This window comes from Herbaspirillum sp. NPDC101396 (assembly GCF_044767365.1).
Classification (GTDB): Bacteria; Pseudomonadota; Gammaproteobacteria; order Burkholderiales; family Burkholderiaceae_D; genus Herbaspirillum.
Genome location: NZ_JBIWNT010000004.1, coordinates 489,710 through 510,032, shown reverse-complemented (window position 1 = coordinate 510,032; position 20,323 = coordinate 489,710). Strand labels below are relative to the sequence as shown.

The following is a 20,323-nucleotide window of genomic DNA, read 5'->3' as shown; positions in this document are numbered from 1 at the left end:
CATGGCTGACTCCCTCACTGTTGACGGCGCCGATGCTGCCGCCAAGCCGGACACCGCAGGCGTTGCGGCGGCTGAAATCAAGCCTGCACCGGTTGTCAAAAAGCGCCGTGCGCTGCCGTCCTTCGGCAAGCTCCTGCCTTTCATCGGCCCGATCGCCTTGTTCATCATCTGGGACCTGGTGGTGCGCGCCGGCTGGATCAAGGCGATCCTGCTGCCGACGCCTGCGGCAACGCTGATCACGCTGGTCAACGGCCTCGCCGGCGGACCGCTGCTGATGGATTTCCTGGTGACGGTGATGCGCACGCTGGAAGCCTTCCTGATTGCCGCCGTGGTCGGCGTGCCGCTCGGCGTTCTGCTGGGCAGCAACGAGCGCGCCTATCGCAGCGTGGAGTTCCTGATCGACTTTTTCCGCTCGACGCCGTCGTCGGCACTGATCCCGCTGTTCCTGCTGATCTTCGGCGTGTCGGACATCAACAAGGTCGCCATCGCCGCCTTCGGCGCGCTGCTGATCGTGCTGTTCAACAGCGCTTACGGTGTGCTCAACGCCCGCAAGCAGCGCGTGATGGCGGCCAAGGTCATGGGTGCGTCGCGCTGGCAGATCTTCAAGGACGTGCTGCTGTGGGAAAGCCTGCAACCGACCTTCGTCGGCCTGCGCAGTGCGGTGTCGATGGCGCTGGTGATCGTGATCGTGGCCGAAATGTTCATCGGCTCCGAAAACGGCCTCGGCCACAAGATCATCGACGCCCAGCAAGTGTTGAACGTGCGCGAAATGTATGCCGCGATCCTGGCCGCCGGCGCGCTCGGCTATGCGTTGAACGTGGTGTTCATCGTGATTGAAAAACGTATCGTCCACTGGAGCGGAAGATGAGCGTCGTCATTTCCCCGAAATTGAAGCACGAAGAGCCGATCGTCCCTTTCGTTCCCGGTCCTCCCGGCACCCACATCACGATCCGAGGGCTGACCAAATATTTCGCCGGCTGGCCCCTGTACGAGGATTTCAACCTTGACATCCCCAAGGGAAAGATCGTCTCGGTGTTCGGCCCCAACGGCTGCGGCAAGTCGACGCTGATCAACATGATCGCCGGCCTGATCCCGATCGACGCCGGCCAGATCCTGTTCGACGGCAAATCGCTGGCAGACACCAAGATCGGCTACGTCTTCCAGAACTACCGCGAAGCGATGTTCCCGTGGTTGCGCACCATCGACAACATCGCCTACCCGCTCAAGCTGGAAGGCAAATCCAAGGTCGAGATCAACCGCCGCGTGGAAGAACTGGTGGCTTCCTTCGACGTCAAGTTCGACCTCAACCGCTATCCGTATGAAATGTCGGGCGGCCAGCAGCAGACCGCTTCCATCATGCGCGCACTGGCGCCGGGGCCGGAGGTGCTGTTTCTCGACGAACCGTTCTCCGCGCTCGACTTCGAGATGACGCTGTTCATCCGCGAAAAGCTGCAGGAAGTCTTCATGCAGACCGGCACCACCATGATGCTGGTCTCGCACGATCTGGAAGAAGCGGTCTACCTCGCCGACGAGATCCTGCTGCTGACCAAGCGCCCGACCAAGGTGGCACACATCCTGCATTACGACGATGCCCGTCCGCGCACGGTGGAGACGCTGACGCAACCGCGCTTCATCGACGCCAAGAAGATGAGCCTGGAAATTTTCCAGACTGAAGTGCGGCGCGAGGCTACTGCTCAGCCGCCGAAATAAGATTTTTTTCAGCATCACTTTGCCAACAACACCACCAACGTTTCCCTTTACCGGAGCCAAAGATGAACAACCGTCGTGACTTTCTCAAACTGACCGGCGCCGCCGCGCTGGGCTCGGCATTTCCACTGGACCTGCTGGCTGCCGCACCGCTGACGGTCGGCTTCATCTATGTCGGCGCACGCGACGATTTCGGCTACAACCAGTCGCATGCGCAGGCTGCCGCCATCATCAAGAAAATGCCCGGCATCAAGGTCATCGAAGAAGAGAAAGTCCCGGAAACCGTGGCCGTGCAAAAGACCATGGAAGCCATGATCCAGCAGGACGGCGCATCGCTGATCTTCCCGACCTCGTTCGGCTACTTCGATCCGCACGTGCTGAAAGTCGCGGAGAAATATCCCAAGGTGCGCATCGCCCATTGCGGCGGCCTGTGGACGCAAGGCAAGCATCCGCTCAACGTCGGCAGCTTCTTCGGCTACATCGAAGAGTGCGAATACCTGTCCGGCGTGGTCGCCGGACACATGAGCAAATCCAAGAAGCTGGCCTTCATCGCCGCCAAGCCGATCCCGCAGGTGCTGCGCAACATCAACGCCTTCACGCTGGGCGCGCAGTCGGTCGATCCGGCTATCACCACACGCGTGATCTTCACCGGCGACTGGTCGCTGCCGGTCAAGGAAGCCGAAGCCGCCAACAGCCTGATCGACCAGGGCTGCGACGTCATCACCTGTCACGTCGACGGCCCCAAGGTCATCGTCGAAACCGCCGAGAAGCGCGGTGTCATGACCTGCGGCTACCACGCCAGCCAGGCCGCGCTCGCGCCCAAGGGCTACCTCACCGGCGCCGAGTGGAACTGGGCCACGCCTTATACCGAGATCGTCAAGGCCACGCTGGAAGGCAAGCCGATGATCAACTTCCTGCGCGGCGGCCTCAAGGACAATTTCGTCAAGATGTCGCCTTACGGCGCCAACGTCAGCGCCGCCGCGAAGAAGAAGGCCGACGACGTCAAGGCGCAGATGCTCGCCGGTAAATTCCAGATTTTCAAGGGACCGATCAAGGACAACAAGGGTGCAGTCGTGATCCCGGCCGGCACCACGCAAATTCAGACCGACGTCGCGCTCGAGAAGATGAATTATCTGGTGGCGGGCGTCGTCGGCCAGGTATGAAAACTGCTTAACGCAATGTGATACGGCAGCGCGTTGCAGCGACAAATAGTCGTCACCGCAACGCGCCGCTTACGGATTTTTTCGCCATTCATTGTTCATTGATCGCCATGACCACACACGACCGCGCGGAAAGCAGTGCTTTCATTTTGCAGCTGAAGGCCCGTATCGGTATCGCGCTGGCGCCGGTATTGCCGACGCTGTGCGCGCTGGCCGGTACACTGTTGCTGTTCGTGCTGTTCCTTCTGGTGCAGGGCAAGCCCGCGACCGAAGCCTGCCTGCTGATTTTCCAGGGTGCGTTCGGCTCGATGTTCGCCTGGCAAAATACCTTGCAGCGCGCAGCGCCTTTGCTGCTGACGGCGCTGTGCGTGGCGCTGCCTGCGCGCGTGGGCCTGATCGTCATCGGCGGAGAAGGCGCGCTGGCGATGGGCGGTTTGTTTGCCGCCGTGCTTCCTTCTTTCTTACCCATGCTGTCGCCGTGGATCATGTTGCCGGCCATGGCCATCGTTGCGATGATCGCCGGCGGTCTCTGGATCGCGCTGTGCGGCGCCCTGCGTCAATGGCGCGGTGTCAACGAAACCATCTCCAGCCTGCTGCTTTCCTACATCGCGGTTGCACTGTTCAAACATCTGGTCGAAGGTCCGCTGCGCGATCCGGCCAGTCTCAACAAGCCGTCGACCGTGCCGCTGCCGGACGCCTATCTGATCAATCCGCTGCCCGGCCTCGATGTCCATTGGGGATTGGTGTGGGGTGCGCTGGCCTGCGTGGCGGCATGGATTTTCCTGCGCCATAGCGTCATTGGTTTCGCCATGGCGATTGCCGGCGGCAATGGCCGCACCGCACGCCTGGTCGGGTTGCCGGTCAACCGCCTGGTCGTGATCGCCTGCGCCATGGGTGGCGCTGCAGCAGGTCTGGCCGGCATGTTCGAAGTCACCGCCGTGCATGGCAGCGCCAACAGCGCGCTGCTGGCAGGCTACGGATTCAGCGGCATTCTGGTTGCCTTTGCCGCGCGCCAGAATCCGCTCGCCATCATCGTCTGCGCGGTCGTCATCGGCGGCGTCGAAGCCAGCGGCAGCCTGCTGCAACGCCGCCTCGACCTGCCCGACGCCACCACGCTGGTGTTGCAGGGACTGCTGTTCTGCAACCTGTTGGCATGGGAAGCCATCACCGGTCGTCTCGGCGCGTTGAAGACGCGCTGGCAGCAGCAGGCGCAACCTTTGCCGACCACTGTCGCGGAGACCATCCATGGTTGATTTCGATTTCACCACGCTGCTGCTGGCCTTGTTCGCGGGCGCGATCCGGGTCGGCACGCCCTTCCTGTTCGTCAGTCTGGGCGAATGCCTGACGGAAAAAGGCGGCCGCGTGAATCTCGGCCTCGAAGGCATCCTGGTTTGCGGCGCGATGACCGGCTACGCCGTCTCCTTCTTCTCCGGCTCGGCCTGGCTGGGTGTGCTGGCGGCGGGCGCCTCCGGCATGCTGCTCGGCACCTTGCACGGTTTGGTGTGTTCGCTGCCGCGCGTCAACGATATCGCCTTCGGCATCGCGCTGATGCTGCTCGGCACCGGCCTCGCCTTCTTCCTCGGCAAGCCGTTCATCCAGCCGCAGGCGACGATGCTGCCGTCGATCGATCTCGGTCGCTGGAGCAGCAATCCGCATCTGCATCACGCGCTCGAAATCAATGCCCTGTTCCTGATCGGCGTGCTGTTGGCCGCCGCCTTGCAATGGGGCCTGTCGAGCACCAGCTGGGGCCTGGCGCTGCGCCTGGTCGGCGACCATGCCGAGACCGCGCGTGCACTCGGCTATCGCATCAATCTGACGCGCATCATCGCGACGGCTTGCGGCGGCTTCCTGGCGGCGGTGGGCGGCGCTTATCTTTCGCTCTACTACCCCGGCAGCTGGAACGAAGGCCTGTCCAGCGGACAAGGCTTGATGGCGGTGGCACTGGTGATTTTTGCGCGCTGGCAGCCGCTGCGCTGCCTGCTGGCGGCGCTGCTGTTCGGCGCTGCGGGCGCACTCGGTCCGGCCTTGCAGGCGGTCGGCGTGACGTCCGGCTATTACCTGTTCAACGCCGCCCCTTATGCGCTGACCTTGCTGATCATGATCATTACCTGCCGTCCCGACCGCACGCTGTCGAGCGCGCCGGGCGAGCTCAGCCTTACCAGATAAATCAGGAGAAACCGATATGTCCGAATTGTTCATCCAGTCCGAACCCTACCCGTGGCCCTACGACGGTGCGCTGACGCCGGGCAACACCGCGCTGATCGTGATCGACATGCAGACCGACTTCTGCGGCATCGGCGGCTACGTCGACAAGATGGGTTACGACCTGTCGCTGACGCGCGCACCGATCGCGCCGATCAAGAGCGTGCTGGCCGCCATGCGCACCGGCGGCTACACCATCATCCATACCCGTGAAGGCCATCGCCCCGACTTGTCCGACCTGCCCGCCAACAAGCGCTGGCGTTCGCGCCGGATCGGCACCAACGGCGTCGGCATCGGTGATGACGGCCCCTGTGGAAAAATCCTCGTGCGGGGCGAGCCGGGCTGGGAAATCATTCCCGAACTGGCGCCCATCGCCGGCGAAATCATCATCGACAAACCGGGCAAGGGCTCGTTCTGCGCCACCGACCTGGAACTGGTGCTGCACACGCGCGGCATCCGCAACCTGATCCTGACCGGCATCACCACCGACGTCTGCGTCCACACCACCATGCGCGAAGCCAATGATCGCGGCTTCGAATGCGTGATGCTGGCCGACTGCTGCGGCGCCACCGATCACAACAATCATCTGGCGGCGCTGTCGATGATCAAGATGCAAGGCGGCGTGTTCGGCGCGGTGTCGGACTCGTCATCGCTGTTGCAAGCGATAGGCAAATAATCATGCACGCGCTCGAGCTGGAAGTCATCGGCGCCGGCAAATCCTTCGGCGAATTCCGCGCGCTGGACGAGGTCTCGATCAAGATCAAGGCCGGCACCATCCATGCGCTGCTGGGCGAAAACGGCGCGGGAAAAAGTACGCTCGTCAAAGGCCTGGTCGGCTACAGCCCGCTCGACCAGGGCATCATCCAGGCCGATCGCCGCGAGGTGGAAATCCGTGGCCCGCGTGTGCCGAATACGCTGGGCATCGGCATGGTGTACCAGCACTTCACGCTGGCGCCGAGCCTTTCCGTGGCCGAAAACCTGCTGCTGGCGCGCGGACTGGTGCGCTGGCGCATCCACTGGAACCTGGAACGCCAGGCGCTGGAAGAATTCATGGAGGCCATGCCGTTCCGGCTCGGCCTCGATCGCCTCATCAGCAGCCTGTCCGCCGGCGAAAAGCAGAAGCTCGAAATCCTCAAACAGCTTTATCTGCGCCGCCGCCTGCTGATCCTCGACGAACCGACCTCGGTGCTCACGCCGCAGGAAGCCGACGAAGTGCTCGGCCTGATGCGCGACCTCACGCGTCGCGAAGAACTGACCGTGCTGATGATCACGCACAAATTCCACGAAGTCACCGCCTACGCCGACGATGTCACGGTGCTGCGCAAGGGACGGCTGGTCGGCAGCGCGGCGGTAGCCGACACCAGTCCGGCCGAACTCGCACACTGGATGATGGGACAGGCGCGCGTCGAAAAAGAAGCCGTGGCGCGACCATCCGTGCCCGCCGGCGCGCCGGTCGGACTGAACGTGGATTCCCTGCTGGTGCTCAATGACCGTGGCGTCACCGCCGTCAACACGCTGTCGCTGCAGGTAAAGCGCGGCGAGATCGTCGGCCTGGCCGGCATCTCCGGCAACGGGCAGAAAGAACTGGTGGAAGCCCTGCTCGGCCAGCGCCGCCGCTTGTCCGGCGAAGTACAGATCAACGGCGCCGATTACCAGGCAAGCCGTACTGAAATGCGCGAGCGCAAGGTCTTTGCGCTGCCGGAAGAACCGCTGCGCAACGCCTGCATCGCGGGGATGAACGTCGCCGAAAACATGGCCTTGCGCAATTTCGACGTCGCGCCGTTCCGTCGCAGCGGCTGGCTGGGCTGGAGCGTCAATCGCGCCGCCATGCGCAAGCAGGCGCAGGCCCTGATCGCCGCCTTCAACGTCAAGCCGCCGCTGCCGGAACGCGCCATCGGCACGCTCTCGGGAGGCAACGTGCAACGCGCCGTGCTGGCGCGCGAACTGGGTGATTCCACCCGTCAGGAAGACGCGGTGAACGTGCTGATCGTCGCCAATCCAGTCTTCGGCCTGGACTTCGCCTCGGTGGCCGACATCCATGCGCGGCTGTTGCAGGCCCGCGCATTGGGCACCGCGATCCTGCTGGTCAGCGAGGATCTCGATGAATTGCTGGAGTTGTCCGACCGCATCCTTGTGATGACCGACGGCGCCATCGTGCATGCGACTGATGCGGCCAGCGCCGACCGCGCCGAATTGGGACGCTGGATGGCCGGGCACGGTCAACATGCGGAACCATCGGCACATCATATTCAACTGGAGACCGCATGATCACCGTCGACGCCATTCCCTATCCTTACCAATTCGACAGCCGCCGCACGGCGCTGGTGGTGATCGACATGCAGCGCGATTTCGTCGAGGAAGGCGGCTTCGGCAGCGTGCTCGGCAATGACGTGCGGCCGCTGACGATCATCGTGCCGACCGTGGCGAAACTGCTGGCGCTGGCGCGCGAACAGAACATGCTGGTGGTGCATACGCGCGAATCACATTTGCCGGATCTGTCCGATTGCCCGCCGGCCAAACTCAAGCGCGGCAATCCGACGCTGGGCATCGGCGATGAAGGCCCGATGGGCCGCATCCTGGTGCGCGGCGAACCGGGCAACCAGATCCTGCCGCTGCTGGCGCCGCAAGACGGCGAGCTGGTGATCGACAAACCCGGCAAGGGTGCGTTCTACGCCACCGACCTGCATGCCCAATTGCAGGCGCGCAGCATCACGCACCTGCTGTTTGCCGGCGTCACGACCGAAGTCTGCGTGCAGACCTCGATGCGCGAAGCCAACGACCGCGGTTACGAATGCCTGATCGTCGAAGATGCCTGCGCCAGTTACTTCCCCGTCTTTCATCAGGCCACGCTGGCCATGTTAACCGCACAGGGCGGCATCGTCGGCTGGCAAGCGCCGCTATCCACTTTGCAAACCGCATTCAAAGAAACCGCCGGAGAAACCGCATCATGAATCCGCAAGTCAATCTGCCGCACATCGTGGAAGAAGTCGAACAAGCCTTCGCCGACTACGAACACGCCCTGCTGATCCACGACGTGCCCGCGCTGGACCGCTGGTTCTGGTACGACCCGCAGACGGTGCGCTACGGCGTGGGTGAAATCCTGCTGGGCGGCGAAGCGATCCGCCAATATCGCCAGACCTGCGCGCCGGTGCATCCTTCGCGTAAATTGCATCGCACGGTGGTCACGACCTTCGGCAGCGACTATGCTACTGTCAGCACCGAATTTACCGGCGAGGACTCCGATAAAATCGGCCGCCAGATGCAAACCTGGGTGCGCATGGACAATGAATGGCGTATCGTCGCGGCCCATGTCAGCCTGATGCTGTGAACAGGTTCCAAGATAGTTGTTCCGATTTCTTCTTTGTATTGACGACGTCCCGCCATGACCGTAACTGCTGCAAATCCGCTTGCTGAACAGGTTTACAACCGGCTCAAGGAAGACATCTTCAATTTCCGCCTGCTGCCGGGCGACAACTTTACCGAAACCGAGATGGCGCTGTCCTACGGCGTCTCGCGTACGCCGCTGCGCGACGCCCTTTTCCGGATGCAGCGCGAAGGCTACCTGGACGTCGGCTTCAGGCGCGGCTGGAAGGTGCGGCCCATCGACTTCGACCGGCTCGACAATCTGTATGACTTGCGCATCGTGCTGGAAATGGCGGCGCTCGAGCGTCTGTGCCAGAATCCCGATCCTTCGCCGGGCCTGCTGGCGCTGAACTCGATCTGGCTGGTGCCGGAAGACGAACGCGAAAGCGAAGCCGTCAAGGTTGCCGAGCTCGATGAAAGCTTCCACACCAACCTGGTCGCCGCCGCCGGCAACGAGGAAATGACGCGCATCCACACCGAGGTCACGGAAAAGATCCGCATCGTGCGCCGTCTCGACTTTCTCAAGAAGAACCGTGTGCTGGCGACCTATGAAGAACACGGCAAGATCCTCAAGCTGATCGCCAAGCGCAAGGCCACCGAGGCGCAGATCCTGCTGCGCGCCCACATCACGCAAAGCAAGCTGGAAGTGCGCAAGATCACGATCTGGATGCTGGCCGAGGCGCGCCAGGAACAATTGAAAACACTGCCTTAGCGGCCAGAACAACTCTCTACGCCGCCTCGCCCAAGTTTACAGACGCAAGGTCATGAACAGGCTGTTCGGATCTTCTTCGTAAGTCCCGAACGGGCCGCAGTAGACGAAACCCACACTCTCATACAGTTGCCGGGCCGGTTTGAATGCATCGAACGATCCGGTCTCGAGGCTGAGACGTTCATAGCCGCGCGCCCTGGCTTGCCCGATGATGTGCGCCAGCATTGCCCGGCCGGCGCCTTTGCGGCGCAGCGCTTGCGGGGTGCGCATGGACTTGATCTCGCCGTGCAGGCGATCGAGCTCCTTGAGCGCACCGCAGCCAATCAGTTGCGCATCCTCCCACGCCGTCCAGAACGTGATGTCCGGGCTGCGCAGCTTGTCGAGATCGAGCGCGTGGACGCTTTCCGGCGGCGATATCTCGCGCATATTGCGCAAATGCTCTTCGAGCAAGGCGTGAATGGCGGGGCGCGAAAGATCGTCGACTTCTATGTGCATCGCTGCTTCCTTGGGGGCGGGAGTCTGTAGAGTGAAGTTCTGCCGGATTCGGCCATTATGCCAAGGGTCGGGGACGCTGGCATTGGCGCCGAACAATATTTCCAATTTGAAATAATTGCAATTTGATCAATTCCCCTTGAAAAACCGCCTCGCCGGTCAGCCCGATGCCTTGGAACGGCTTCAGCCGCGGCTTGTTTCCCGCCGTTTCGCCGCCAAATCAGGGGTGGGCCTCCGAAAACATTTATAATGGAAGGCTTTTGCAACGGCATCACTTTTAACCTCTTCCATGAAGGTATTTCGCGGACTTCCCAATGCTGAATCGCGTGCGCCCTGCGCGCTGACGATCGGCAACTTCGACGGCGTGCACCGTGGCCACCAGGCGCTGCTGGCGCAGGTGCGCGAAGCGGCCACCCGCCTGAACCTGGATGCCGCCGTGATGACGTTCGAACCGCATCCGCGCGAGTTCTTCGCACAGCTGGCCGGCACCCCGGAAAAAGCCCCGCAACGCATCGCCAACCTGCGCGACAAGCTGCAATCGCTGTCCAATGCCGGTGTCGACCGCGTCATCGTCGAACATTTCAACGCCAACTTCGCCGCCCTGTCGCCGCAAGACTTCATCGAGAAGATCCTGATCCAGGGCCTGCACGTGCGCTGGCTGCTGGTCGGCGAAGACTTCTGCTTCGGCTCGCGCCGCGCCGGCAATATCCAGACGCTGATCGACGCCGGCAAGCAATACGGTTTCGAAGTGCACACCATGCCGAATGTGAACAACGACGGCGTGCGGATTTCGTCGTCGGCCATCCGTGCGGCGCTGGCAAAGGCGGACTTCCCGCATGCACGCCAGTTGCTGGGCCATTCGTACGCGATCTCCGGCCACGTGGTGCACGGCAAGAAGCTCGGCCGCACCATCGGATTCCCGACGCTCAACATGCGCGTGAGCCACAAGCATCCGGCGCTGTCAGGCATCTTCATCGTGCAGGTGCACGGACTGGGCGACCAACCGTTGCCGGCCGTTGCCAGCCTGGGCGTACGCCCGACCGTGGACGACAGCGGCCGCGTGCTGCTGGAAACGCATATCTTCGACTACAGCGGCGATTGCTACGGCAAATTGCTGCGCGTGGAGTTCCTGAAGAAGATTCGCGACGAAGAGAAATACGTCGACCTGCCGACATTGACGGCAGCCATTGAGCGCGATGCGCAACAGGCGCGTGCCTGGTTCAAGGAACAGGCGAGTTTCGCCGTGTCCGCCACCGACCGAATTTGACGCTGGCCCGCCCCGCTCGCTCGCCGGCAGTCATTCGCGGCACCGCTTCTTCCGGCATCAGCCGTCACCGATTTCCCGAATTTAACTGAAAACAACTTATGTCGAACAACGAATCCTCCAAGCCGAACAAGCCCGGCAAGAACGAAGGCAAACCGGCCGGCAAGTATCCGGTCAACATGACCGAAACCGCGTTCCCGATGCGCGGCGACCTGGCCAAGCGCGAGCCGCAATGGGTCAAGGAATGGCAGAGCAAGAAGCTGTATCAACGCATCCGCAAGGCCTCGGCCGGTCGTCCGAAGTTCATCCTGCACGACGGTCCGCCGTACGCCAACGGTGAAATCCACCTGGGCCACGCCGTCAACAAGATCCTCAAGGACATGATCGTCAAGGCCCGCAACATGGCCGGCTTCGATGCGCAATACGTACCGGGCTGGGATTGCCACGGCATGCCGATCGAAATCCAGATCGAAAAGAAATACGGCAAGAACCTGCCGGTGGCCGAAGTGCAAGCCAAGGCGCGCGCTTACGCCAACGAACAGATTGAGCTGCAGAAGAAGGACTTCATCCGCCTCGGCGTATTGGGCGAATGGGACAATCCATACAAGACCATGAACTTCTCCAACGAAGCCGATGAGCTGCGCGCGCTCGGCACGATCCTGGAGAAGGGTTATGTCTATCGCGGCCTGAAGCCGGTCAACTGGTGTTTCGACTGCGGCTCCGCATTGGCGGAAGCGGAAGTGGAATACCAGGACAAGCGCGACCCGGCCATTGACGTCGGCTTCCCGTTTGCGGAACACGACAAGATCGCCAAGGCCTTCGGCCTGGCCAAGCTGCCAACAGATAAAGGCTACGTGGTCATCTGGACCACCACGCCATGGACCATCCCGTCCAACCAGGCGCTGAACGTACATCCGGAATTCGACTATGCGCTGGTGCAGACCGAGCGCAACGGCGAACCGACCTTGCTGATCCTGGCCAACGACCTGGTCGAAGCCTGCCTGCAGCGTTACGGCCTGGAAGGCAAGGTCATCGCCACCGCCAAGGGCGAAGCGCTGTCGCTGATCGCCTTCCATCATCCGCTGGCGAAAGCCGACAAGGGCTACGACCGCCTGTCGCCGATCTACCTGGGCGACTATGTGACCGCCGACAGCGGCACCGGCATCGTCCACTCGGCGCCGGCTTACGGTATCGAAGACTTTATCTCGTGCAAGGCGCACGGCATGAAGGACGACGACATCATCAGCCCGGTCATGGGCGACGGCCGCTACGCGTCGTCGCTGCCGCTGTTCGCCGGCCTGACGATCTGGGAGGCCTCCAAGCCGATCTGCGCCAAGCTGGAAGAAACCGGCGCGCTGTTCAAGCTGGTGATGTTCGACCACAGCTACATGCACTGCTGGCGCCACAAGACGCCGATCATCTATCGCGCCACCTCGCAATGGTTCGCGAGCATGGACAACACCCCCAAGGATGGTGGCAAGAGCCTGCGCGACACCGCGCTGCAAGGCATCGAGGACACCGCCTTCTTTCCGGCCTGGGGCAAGGCGCGCCTGCACGGCATGATCGCCAACCGTCCCGACTGGACGCTGTCGCGCCAACGCCAATGGGGCGTGCCGATGGCCTTCTTCGTGCATAAGGAAACCGGCCTGCTGCATCCACGCACGCCCGAGCTGCTGGAACAGATCGCCCAGCGCATCGAGCACGGCGGCATCGAGGCATGGCAGGCGCTGGATCCGAAGGAATTGCTGGGCGACGAAGCCGATCAATACCTGAAGAACAAGGACACGCTGGACGTCTGGTTCGACTCCGGCTCGACCCATCAGACCGTGCTGCGCGGTTCGCATAAGGATGAGCTCCAGTTCCCGGCCGACCTGTACCTGGAAGGTTCGGACCAGCATCGCGGCTGGTTCCACTCCTCCTTGCTGACCTCGTCGATGCTGAATGGCTGCGCACCGTACAAGGCCCTGCTGACGCACGGCTTCGTGGTGGACGGGGAAGGTCGCAAGATGTCAAAGTCGCTCAAGAACGGCGTCGAACCGCAAAAGGTGGCCGACTCGCTGGGCGCTGAAATCCTGCGCCTGTGGGTGGCGTCGAGCGACTACTCGGGCGAGATCTCGATCTCGGACGAAATCCTCAAGCGCGTGACGGAAGCCTATCGCCGCATCCGCAATACGCTGCGCTTCCTGCTGGCCAACACGGCCGATTTCGACATGGCCAAGAACGCCGTGCCGGTCGCCGAGATGCTGGAAATCGACCGCTATGCGATCGCCAACATGGCCAACCTGCAGAAGGAAATCCTGGCGCATTACGAGACCTATGAGTTCCATCCGGTGGTCTCCAAGCTGCAGATGTATTGCTCGGAAGACCTGGGCGGTTTCTACCTCGACATCCTCAAGGATCGCCTGTACACCAGCGGCGTCGATTCGCACGCGCGCCGTTCGGCGCAGACCGCGATCTGGCACATCACCCAGGCGCTGCTGCGCCTGATGGCGCCGACGCTGTCGTTCACGGCGGAAGAAGCATGGAGCTTCTTCGCCAGCAAGGAAGCCTTTGCCGACAGCAGCGAAACCATCTTCTCGCAGACCTATTACACGCTGCCGGAAGTGGCGCAGGCCGAGGCGCTGGTCGCCAAGTTCAACGTGCTGCATGAAGTGCGCGCGACCGTGACCAAGCAACTGGAAGAAGTCCGCATCGCCGGCAACATCGGTTCGTCGCTGCAGGCTGAAGTTGAACTCAAGGTCAGCGGCGACAAGGTGGCCTTGCTGCAAAGCCTGGGCGACGATCTGAAGTTCGTGCTGATCACCTCGGCCGCCAAGGTCACTGCGGTGGCGGCAGAAGCCGACGAAGCCATCGTCGTCACGCCATCGGCCAATCAGAAATGCGAACGCTGCTGGCACTATCGCGCGGATGTCGGCTCACATGCCGAACACGAAGGCCTGTGCGGCCGCTGCGTCGCCAATCTGTTCGGCAGCGGTGAAGACCGCCACTTCGCTTAAGCATCAGGCAAGCCGGCGCGTGACATATGACACGTGCCGGCGCTTTTTCCGAGCTTTTCTCCCGATATCATCAACGTCCGTATCCATATTCATCCTCCATGGCTTCCAATAAAAAACGCCTCATGCCCAGCTCCAGCAACAACAACAGCCTGCTGCCATGGCTGGGTATTTCGCTGATCGTCCTGCTGCTGGATCAACTGTCCAAGATCACGATTCTCAAGCTGTTCCACTACGGCGAATCGCGTCCGATCACCGGCTTCTTCAATCTGGTGCTGGTCTACAACAAGGGCGCGGCGTTCAGCTTCCTGGCCGCCGAATCGGGCTGGCAGCGCCACCTCTTCACCGCGATCGGCATCGCCGCCGCGATCTACATCATCTATCTGCTGCGCAAGCACGCCGGCCAACGCATGTTTTGCTGGGCGCTGGCGCTGATCCTGGGCGGCGCGGTGGGCAACGTGATCGATCGCATCCTGTACGGTCATGTGATCGACTTCCTCGATGTCTTCATCGGCAACTGGCACTGGCCGGCTTTCAACATCGCCGATAGTGCGATCTGCGTCGGTGCGGTATTGTTCGTGCTGGATGAATTGCGCCGCGTCGGCAAATAGTGGCGGGCGGCAAGGCTGCAGCAATTTTCTTGATTGCTGCGGTCGTCACGATTGAGTTCTATAAGGAGTAGGGCAATGGATCTCGCTGGCAAAAAAATCCTTCTCGGCCTGACCGGCGGCGTGGCCTGCTACAAGGCCGCCGAACTGGCGCGCAGCCTCGGCAAGGCGGGTGCCTCGGTGCAAGTCGTCATGACGCAGGCGGCAACACAATTCATCACGACCGTCACCATGCAGGCGCTGACCGGCAACACGGTCTACACCGATCAATGGGATGCGCGCATCGGGAACAACATGCCGCACATCGACCTCACGCGCGGGATCGACGCGATCGTGATCGTGCCCTGCTCCACCGATTTCATTTTCAAACTCGCGCACGGCGCCTGCGACGATCTGCTGTCCACGCTCTGCGTGGCGCGTCCGCATGGCGTGCCGCTGATGATCGCCCCGGCCATGAACGTCGAGATGTGGCAGAACCCGGCGACCCAGCGCAACATCGCGCAGGTGCAGCAGGACGGCATCAAATTGCTCGGCCCTGATTCGGGCGACCAGGCCTGCGGCGAAGTCGGCTATGGCCGGATGCTTGAGCCTGAACAACTGCTGGAAGAAATCATCGCCGCGTTCCAGCCCAAGCTGTTGTCCGGACGCCGCGTATTGCTGACAGCCGGTCCGACCTTCGAGCCGATCGATCCGGTGCGCGGCATCACCAATCTGTCATCGGGAAAAATGGGCTATGCCGTGGCCCGCGCTGCACGCGAAGCCGGCGCCGAGGTGGTGCTGGTGTCGGGACCGACCGCACTGGACGCACCTTACGGTGTACGTCGCATTGACGTGCAGACGGCGCAGCAGATGCATGACGCGGTGTTCGCCAACATCGCCGGCCAGGACATTTTTGTCGCCGTCGCTGCGGTGGCCGACTGGCGCGTCGCCAACGTCAGTGAGCAGAAGCTCAAGAAGAGCGCCGACGATGACAGCCTCAAGCTGGCCTTCGAACAGAACGCGGACATCCTGGCGGATGTGGCTGCTTTACCGAAGCGCCCCTATTGCGTGGGCTTTGCAGCCGAGTCGGAAAATCTCGAACAGTACGGCGCCGCCAAACGCGTGAAGAAAAACATTCCCCTGCTGGTCGGCAACATCGGCCATCAGACCTTCGGCAAGGATGAAAACGCACTGACGCTGTTCGACGACAAGGGCCATACCAGCTTGCCGCGCGCCGACAAGCAGACGCTGGCGCGACAACTGGTGCGCGAAATTGCGTATCGCTTGTCTGCAGCCGTCTCGCATTGATTTTTAACTTAATTATTTTGTTTCCATGAAAACTATCGACGTCAAAATCCTCGACCCGCGCATGAAAGATCAACTGCCAAGCTACGCTACCGCCGGCAGCGCCGGACTGGACCTGCGCGCCTGCCTGGACGCGCCGCTGACGATTGCGCCGGGAACCACGCACCTGATCCCGACCGGCCTGGCGATCCACGTGGCCGATCCCGGCTATGCGGCGATCATCCTGCCGCGCAGCGGCCTTGGCCACAAGCACGGCATCGTGCTGGGCAACCTGGTCGGACTGATCGACTCCGATTATCAGGGCCAGCTGATGGTCTCGACGTGGAACCGCGGACAGACCGAGTTTGTCCTAAACCCCATGGAGCGCCTGGCGCAACTTGTGATCGTTCCGGTCATGCAAGTGGGCTTTAACGTGGTTGAAGAATTCGACAGCAGCGAGCGCGGCGCAGGCGGTTTCGGCAGTACCGGAAAACATTAAGGAGATCACTGGATGCACGCTCGACACCTGGCTTATTGGGGAAGAATAAAAATCGCGCTGGCGGTCATGCCAGCGGCATTGCTCGCAGCATGCGTCACACCGCAAGACAGCAACACACTCAACAGGCCGGCGCAAACAGCGACGGCGCCGACCGCCGTCAAGACGCCGGTGCTGACGCCCGACCAGACTGCATTGCGCGCGCTGACGGCGCAGCAGGACCGGCTGTACAACGTGGCCGCGCCCCTGCTGACCGCCAATGCGCAGCTGTGCCGCGGCAATGCCCGCAACTTGCTTGGCTTCACCGCCAAGAACAAGTATTCCTATCCGAGTGAGTTCGCCGATGCGGCCCAGTCGCTGGGCTTCGACGATCGCCTGCAAGTCACCGGCGTGCTGCCAGGCAGCGGCGCTGCCAAGAGCGGCGTGCAACGCGGCGATGTGCTGGTGGCGGTTGCAGACAAACCCCTGCAGCAAGGCCCCGATGCCGAGCGCCAGGCGGCCAATCTGCTGGGGCCATTGGTCACCAACGGCCGCGCACCGATCAAACTGACCGTGATGCGCAACAAGGCGCAGCAAAACGTCATCGTACCGCTGACGCTGGCCTGCGCCTTCAGCATCGAGTTGGGCAACGCCGACAACGTCAACACTTACGCCGACGGCCGTCGTGTGCTGATTACGCGCGGCATGATGAATTTCGCCAGGACGGATGAAGAACTGGCCTACCTGATCGCCAAGGACATGGCCCACAACTCGCTGGGCCATGCGATTCGCCAGCGTATGGTGGCGACCACCGGCAGCGTCATCGACAACTTGATGCGCGCACGTCCCGATCCGACTGCGGCGGCGGGCACCGGTGGCATTCGCCCGTATCCGCAGGACCTGGACGCGGCAGCCGACAATCTGGCCCTGTACATGCTGGTGCGCGCCGGTTACGGCATCGACGGCTACGCCGCATTCTGGCAACGGCTGGCGACGCAATATCCGGCCAGCGTGCCGAGCGGCTACACAGCGCTCCATCCGGGCACGGCCTATCGCATGACGGCGATAGACAAGTCCGTGCAGGCACTCAAGGCCAAGCAGGCCGCAGGCAAGCCCCTGACGCCGTGATGTGACGCCGTGGGTCTCCGGCGTCCTGTGCACACCACAGGACGCCTGCGAGGCGCACAGATGCCTGCAACTGCAACACTGGCGCATTGCCGCCTCAGCGCCAGGCAGCGTCGCCAACACACCGCAAAAACAAAAAGGCCGGAACGATCAAACGTTCCGGCCTTTTTTGCTTGGCCACTCCTGACGCCTCTTGCGAGGCGCCCGGATTGGCTTCTGCTTACTCGACTTCCAGCTTCTCTTGCGGCTCTTCCGGCGGCGGCGTCGGGTCGTCGCCTTCGGGGAATTCCAGCTTGACCTGATCCTTGTCGTCCAGCTCGACCGTCACGCGACCGCCTGTCACCAGACGACCGAACAACAGCTCGTCGGCCAGCGCCTTGCGGATCATGTCCTGGATCAGACGCGACATCGGACGTGCGCCCATCAGCGGATCGAAGCCCTTCTTGCTCAGGAACTTGCGCAGTGCGTCGGAGAATACGGCTTCCACCTTCTTCTCGTGCAGTTGCTCTTCCAGTTGCATCAGGAACTTGTCGACCACGCGCAGGATGATTTCTTCGTCCAGCGCACGGAAGCTGATGATGGCATCCAGACGGTTGCGGAACTCCGGCGTAAACATGCGCTTGATGTCCGCCATCTCGTCGCCGGCTTCCTTCTTGTCGGTGAAACCGATCGAACGCTTTTGCAGGCTTTCTGCACCGGCATTCGTGGTCATCACGATGATGACGTTGCGGAAGTCGGTCTTGCGGCCGTTGTTGTCGGTCAGCGTACCGTGATCCATCACCTGCAGCAGGATATTGAAAATATCCGGATGCGCCTTTTCGATTTCATCGAGCAGCAGCACGGCGTGCGGCTTCTTGGTGATCGCTTCGGTCAACAAACCGCCCTGGTCGAAACCGACGTAACCCGGAGGTGCGCCGATCAGACGGCTGACCGCGTGGCGCTCCATGTATTCGGACATGTCGAAACGGATCAGCTCGATGCCGAGGATGAACGCCAGTTGCTTCGCCACTTCGGTCTTGCCCACGCCGGTCGGACCGGAGAACAGGAAGGAGCCGATCGGCTTGTCGGTCTTGCCCAGACCGGCGCGCGCCATCTTGATGGCTGACGCCAGCGCTTCGATGGCAGGATCCTGACCGAACACGACGTTCTTGAGGTCACGATCGATCGTTTGCAGCTTGGTGCGGTCGTCCTGATTGACCGATTGCGGCGGAATGCGCGCGATCTTGGAGATGATTTCTTCGATCTCGGACTTGCCGATGGTCTTCTTCTGCTTCGACTTCGGCAGGATGCGCTGTGCTGCGCCTGCTTCATCGATCACGTCGATCGCCTTGTCGGGCAGATGACGGTCGTTGATGAAGCGCGCGGCCAGTTCGGCTGCCGAGGTCAACGCCGAAGCAGAATACTTGACGCCATGATGTTCTTCAAACTTCGATTTCAGGCCACGCAAAATCTGGATGGTCTGTTCGACGGTCGGTTCGTTGACGTCGATCTTCTGGAAGCGACGCGACAGCGCGTGGTCTTTTTCAAAGACGCCGCGGAATTCGGTATAGGTGGTCGCGCCGATGCACTTCAGCTGGCCGCTGGACAATGCCGGCTTGAGCAGATTCGATGCATCCAGCGTACCGCCCGAGGCCGAACCGGCGCCGATGATGGTGTGGATTTCGTCAATGAACAGAATGCCGTTGGGCGCATCCTTCAATTGCTTGAGGACGGCCTTCAGACGCTGCTCGAAGTCACCGCGATACTTGGTGCCGGCCAGCAGCGCGCCCATGTCGAGCGAATACACGACGGCGTTCTTGAGGATTTCCGGTACGTCGTTTTGCGTGATGCGCCATGCCAGGCCTTCGGCGATGGCAGTCTTGCCCACGCCGGCCTCGCCGACCAGCAGCGGGTTATTCTTGCGGCGGCGGCACAGGGTCTGGATCACGCGCTCGACTTCGGCGTCGCGGCCGATCAGCGGGTCGATCTTGCCTTCTGCGGCGGCCTTGTTCAGATTCTGGGTGAACTGATCGAGAGGACTTTCCTTTTGCTGGCCTTCGGTCTGCACGTCTTCCGCTCCTTCAGGCGCTTTTTGCGAATCGATCTGCTGATCCTTGCGCACACCATGAGAAATGAAATTGACTACGTCCAGGCGGGTCACGCCTTGTTGATGCAGATAGTAGACAGCGTGCGAATCCTTCTCGCCGAAGATGGCCACCAGCACGTTGGCGCCGGTCACTTCCTTCTTGCCGTTGGACGCCGACTGCACGTGCATGATCGCGCGCTGGATCACACGCTGGAATCCCAGCGTCGGCTGCGTGTCGACCTCGTTGGTGCCGGGCACGGTCGGGGTGTTGTCCGTGATGAAATTGGTCAGTGTCTTGCGCAGATCGTCGATATTGACCGAGCACGCGCGCAGCACTTCCGCAGCCGATGGATTATCCAGCAGCGCGAGGAGCAAATGTTCCACGGTGATAAATTCATGACGCGATTGTCTGGCTTCGACAAAGGCCATGTGCAAACTGACTTCCAATTCCTGCGCAATCATGCTTCCTCCATCACGCATTGCAGGGGGTGCCCTGCTTTTCGAGCGTGGGTTAAAACGAGTTCAACTTTTGTGGATGCGATATCTTTGGGATACACACCACACATACCTTTCCCATCGCGGTGAACGTTGAGCATAATCTGCGTCGCAGTTTCACGGTCTTTGTTGAAGTACTCCTGAATGACTGCGACGACGAATTCCATCGGCGTATAGTCATCATTCAACAACAATACCTGGTACATAGGGGGCGGCTTGAGCTTCTGCTCCTGCCGCGCCAGGACCGTACCGTTATCATTATCGTGCTTGGTAGCCATGCATTTATTCTAAAACCATCAATCCACTGTGCACCGCACAACATGAAGAAAATACCTAATTAGATTAGATATTACGCGTTTTCCTGATAGTGCGCAGATAACGCTCATTTATCCTAAATCAAGA

Annotated in this window: 19 protein-coding genes; 16 read left to right on the top strand and 3 right to left on the bottom strand. The window is 61.5% G+C overall.

Annotation, left to right across the window (positions count from 1 at the left end; translation table 11 throughout):
• Position 1: 1 nt before the first annotated feature.
• The 10 genes from ACIROY_RS16135 to ACIROY_RS16090 all read left to right on the top strand — a co-directional run bounded on the left by ACIROY_RS16135 (position 2) and on the right by ACIROY_RS16090 (position 9,144).
• A complete protein-coding gene (locus ACIROY_RS16135; protein WP_402342416.1) occupies positions 2-868 on the top strand; it encodes an ABC transporter permease in 867 nt (288 codons plus the stop codon).
• Entirely contained in the window at positions 865-1,710 is an 846-nt protein-coding gene (locus tag ACIROY_RS16130; RefSeq protein ID WP_402342414.1) for an ABC transporter ATP-binding protein, read from the top strand. Before ACIROY_RS16135 ends, ACIROY_RS16130 begins: the two co-directional genes overlap by 4 nt.
• Positions 1,711-1,772: 62 nt before the next feature.
• Complete coding sequence (locus ACIROY_RS16125; RefSeq protein ID WP_402276211.1) at positions 1,773-2,870, top strand: BMP family ABC transporter substrate-binding protein; 1,098 nt, start codon at positions 1,773-1,775, stop codon at positions 2,868-2,870.
• 107 nt (positions 2,871-2,977) lie between these two features.
• Positions 2,978-4,120, top strand: a complete 1,143-nt coding sequence (locus ACIROY_RS16120; protein WP_402342412.1) for an ABC transporter permease — start codon at positions 2,978-2,980, stop codon at positions 4,118-4,120.
• Positions 4,113-5,033: an ABC transporter permease gene (locus ACIROY_RS16115; RefSeq protein WP_402276205.1), complete on the top strand. Its 921-nt coding sequence runs from the start codon at positions 4,113-4,115 to the stop codon at positions 5,031-5,033. The genes ACIROY_RS16120 and ACIROY_RS16115 overlap by 8 nt, the downstream gene beginning before the upstream one ends.
• A gap of 16 nt (positions 5,034-5,049) precedes the next feature.
• Positions 5,050-5,745 (top strand): cysteine hydrolase family protein, encoded by a 696-nt coding sequence (locus tag ACIROY_RS16110; RefSeq protein WP_402342410.1) that lies wholly within the window; start codon positions 5,050-5,052, stop codon positions 5,743-5,745.
• 2 nt (positions 5,746-5,747) lie between these two features.
• Entirely contained in the window at positions 5,748-7,337 is a 1,590-nt protein-coding gene (locus tag ACIROY_RS16105) for an ABC transporter ATP-binding protein (RefSeq protein WP_402342409.1), read from the top strand.
• On the top strand, positions 7,334-8,020 hold the full coding sequence (locus ACIROY_RS16100; protein WP_402342407.1) for a cysteine hydrolase family protein: 687 nt from the start codon (positions 7,334-7,336) through the stop codon (positions 8,018-8,020). Before ACIROY_RS16105 ends, ACIROY_RS16100 begins: the two co-directional genes overlap by 4 nt.
• On the top strand, positions 8,017-8,397 hold the full coding sequence (gene hpxZ / locus ACIROY_RS16095) for an oxalurate catabolism protein HpxZ (protein WP_402342405.1): 381 nt from the start codon (positions 8,017-8,019) through the stop codon (positions 8,395-8,397). The genes ACIROY_RS16100 and hpxZ overlap by 4 nt, the downstream gene beginning before the upstream one ends.
• A 54-nt stretch (positions 8,398-8,451) precedes the next feature.
• Complete coding sequence (locus tag ACIROY_RS16090; RefSeq protein WP_402276194.1) at positions 8,452-9,144, top strand: GntR family transcriptional regulator; 693 nt, start codon at positions 8,452-8,454, stop codon at positions 9,142-9,144.
• A gap of 36 nt (positions 9,145-9,180) precedes the next feature.
• On the opposite strand, the gene ACIROY_RS16085 is transcribed toward ACIROY_RS16090, so the two are convergent.
• Positions 9,181-9,636, bottom strand: a complete 456-nt coding sequence (locus ACIROY_RS16085) for a GNAT family N-acetyltransferase (RefSeq protein WP_402342403.1) — start codon at positions 9,634-9,636, stop codon at positions 9,181-9,183.
• 286 nt (positions 9,637-9,922) lie between these two features.
• Between ACIROY_RS16085 and ACIROY_RS16080 the strand changes: the two genes are divergently transcribed.
• The 6 genes from ACIROY_RS16080 to ACIROY_RS16055 all read left to right on the top strand — a co-directional run bounded on the left by ACIROY_RS16080 (position 9,923) and on the right by ACIROY_RS16055 (position 17,364).
• A complete protein-coding gene (locus ACIROY_RS16080; protein WP_402276189.1) occupies positions 9,923-10,900 on the top strand; it encodes a bifunctional riboflavin kinase/FAD synthetase in 978 nt (325 codons plus the stop codon).
• Between the two features lie 98 nt (positions 10,901-10,998).
• Positions 10,999-13,893: an isoleucine--tRNA ligase gene (ileS, locus tag ACIROY_RS16075; RefSeq protein WP_402342401.1), complete on the top strand. Its 2,895-nt coding sequence runs from the start codon at positions 10,999-11,001 to the stop codon at positions 13,891-13,893.
• Between the two features lie 98 nt (positions 13,894-13,991).
• Entirely contained in the window at positions 13,992-14,501 is a 510-nt protein-coding gene (gene lspA, locus ACIROY_RS16070; RefSeq protein WP_402276185.1) for a signal peptidase II, read from the top strand.
• Positions 14,502-14,576: 75 nt separating this feature from the next.
• Positions 14,577-15,785, top strand: coding sequence for a bifunctional phosphopantothenoylcysteine decarboxylase/phosphopantothenate--cysteine ligase CoaBC (coaBC, locus tag ACIROY_RS16065; RefSeq protein ID WP_402342399.1), 1,209 nt, complete (start codon positions 14,577-14,579; stop codon positions 15,783-15,785).
• Between the two features lie 25 nt (positions 15,786-15,810).
• Positions 15,811-16,260, top strand: a complete 450-nt coding sequence (dut, locus tag ACIROY_RS16060) for a dUTP diphosphatase (RefSeq protein WP_402276180.1) — start codon at positions 15,811-15,813, stop codon at positions 16,258-16,260.
• Positions 16,261-16,272: 12 nt separating this feature from the next.
• Positions 16,273-17,364, top strand: coding sequence for a M48 family metalloprotease (locus ACIROY_RS16055; protein ID WP_402276178.1), 1,092 nt, complete (start codon positions 16,273-16,275; stop codon positions 17,362-17,364).
• A gap of 217 nt (positions 17,365-17,581) precedes the next feature.
• Here ACIROY_RS16055 and clpA read toward each other — a convergent pair whose 3' ends face one another.
• Together clpA and clpS are read right to left on the bottom strand one after the other, a co-directional pair.
• Complete coding sequence (gene clpA / locus ACIROY_RS16050; protein WP_402276177.1) at positions 17,582-19,888, bottom strand: ATP-dependent Clp protease ATP-binding subunit ClpA; 2,307 nt, start codon at positions 19,886-19,888, stop codon at positions 17,582-17,584.
• Entirely contained in the window at positions 19,885-20,199 is a 315-nt protein-coding gene (clpS, locus tag ACIROY_RS16045) for an ATP-dependent Clp protease adapter ClpS (RefSeq protein ID WP_053199942.1), read from the bottom strand. Before clpS ends, clpA begins: the two co-directional genes overlap by 4 nt.
• Positions 20,200-20,323: the final 124 nt, after the last annotated feature.

Excerpts from the sequence above, each read along its gene's own strand:
- ACIROY_RS16135 (WP_402342416.1), top strand. The coding sequence starts at position 2 with ATGGCTGACTCCCTCACTGTTGACGGCGCCGATGCTGCCGCCAAGCCG.
- ACIROY_RS16130 (WP_402342414.1), top strand. The coding sequence starts at position 865 with ATGAGCGTCGTCATTTCCCCGAAATTGAAGCACGAAGAGCCGATCGTC.
- ACIROY_RS16125 (WP_402276211.1), top strand. The coding sequence starts at position 1,773 with ATGAACAACCGTCGTGACTTTCTCAAACTGACCGGCGCCGCCGCGCTG.
- ACIROY_RS16120 (WP_402342412.1), top strand. The coding sequence starts at position 2,978 with ATGACCACACACGACCGCGCGGAAAGCAGTGCTTTCATTTTGCAGCTG.
- ACIROY_RS16115 (WP_402276205.1), top strand. The coding sequence starts at position 4,113 with ATGGTTGATTTCGATTTCACCACGCTGCTGCTGGCCTTGTTCGCGGGC.
- ACIROY_RS16110 (WP_402342410.1), top strand. The coding sequence starts at position 5,050 with ATGTCCGAATTGTTCATCCAGTCCGAACCCTACCCGTGGCCCTACGAC.
- ACIROY_RS16105 (WP_402342409.1), top strand. The coding sequence starts at position 5,748 with ATGCACGCGCTCGAGCTGGAAGTCATCGGCGCCGGCAAATCCTTCGGC.
- ACIROY_RS16100 (WP_402342407.1), top strand. The coding sequence starts at position 7,334 with ATGATCACCGTCGACGCCATTCCCTATCCTTACCAATTCGACAGCCGC.
- hpxZ (WP_402342405.1), top strand. The coding sequence starts at position 8,017 with ATGAATCCGCAAGTCAATCTGCCGCACATCGTGGAAGAAGTCGAACAA.
- ACIROY_RS16090 (WP_402276194.1), top strand. The coding sequence starts at position 8,452 with ATGACCGTAACTGCTGCAAATCCGCTTGCTGAACAGGTTTACAACCGG.
- ACIROY_RS16085 (WP_402342403.1), bottom strand. The coding sequence starts at position 9,636 with ATGCACATAGAAGTCGACGATCTTTCGCGCCCCGCCATTCACGCCTTG.
- ACIROY_RS16080 (WP_402276189.1), top strand. The coding sequence starts at position 9,923 with ATGAAGGTATTTCGCGGACTTCCCAATGCTGAATCGCGTGCGCCCTGC.
- ileS (WP_402342401.1), top strand. The coding sequence starts at position 10,999 with ATGTCGAACAACGAATCCTCCAAGCCGAACAAGCCCGGCAAGAACGAA.
- lspA (WP_402276185.1), top strand. The coding sequence starts at position 13,992 with ATGGCTTCCAATAAAAAACGCCTCATGCCCAGCTCCAGCAACAACAAC.
- coaBC (WP_402342399.1), top strand. The coding sequence starts at position 14,577 with ATGGATCTCGCTGGCAAAAAAATCCTTCTCGGCCTGACCGGCGGCGTG.
- dut (WP_402276180.1), top strand. The coding sequence starts at position 15,811 with ATGAAAACTATCGACGTCAAAATCCTCGACCCGCGCATGAAAGATCAA.
- ACIROY_RS16055 (WP_402276178.1), top strand. The coding sequence starts at position 16,273 with ATGCACGCTCGACACCTGGCTTATTGGGGAAGAATAAAAATCGCGCTG.
- clpA (WP_402276177.1), bottom strand. The coding sequence starts at position 19,888 with ATGATTGCGCAGGAATTGGAAGTCAGTTTGCACATGGCCTTTGTCGAA.
- clpS (WP_053199942.1), bottom strand. The coding sequence starts at position 20,199 with ATGGCTACCAAGCACGATAATGATAACGGTACGGTCCTGGCGCGGCAG.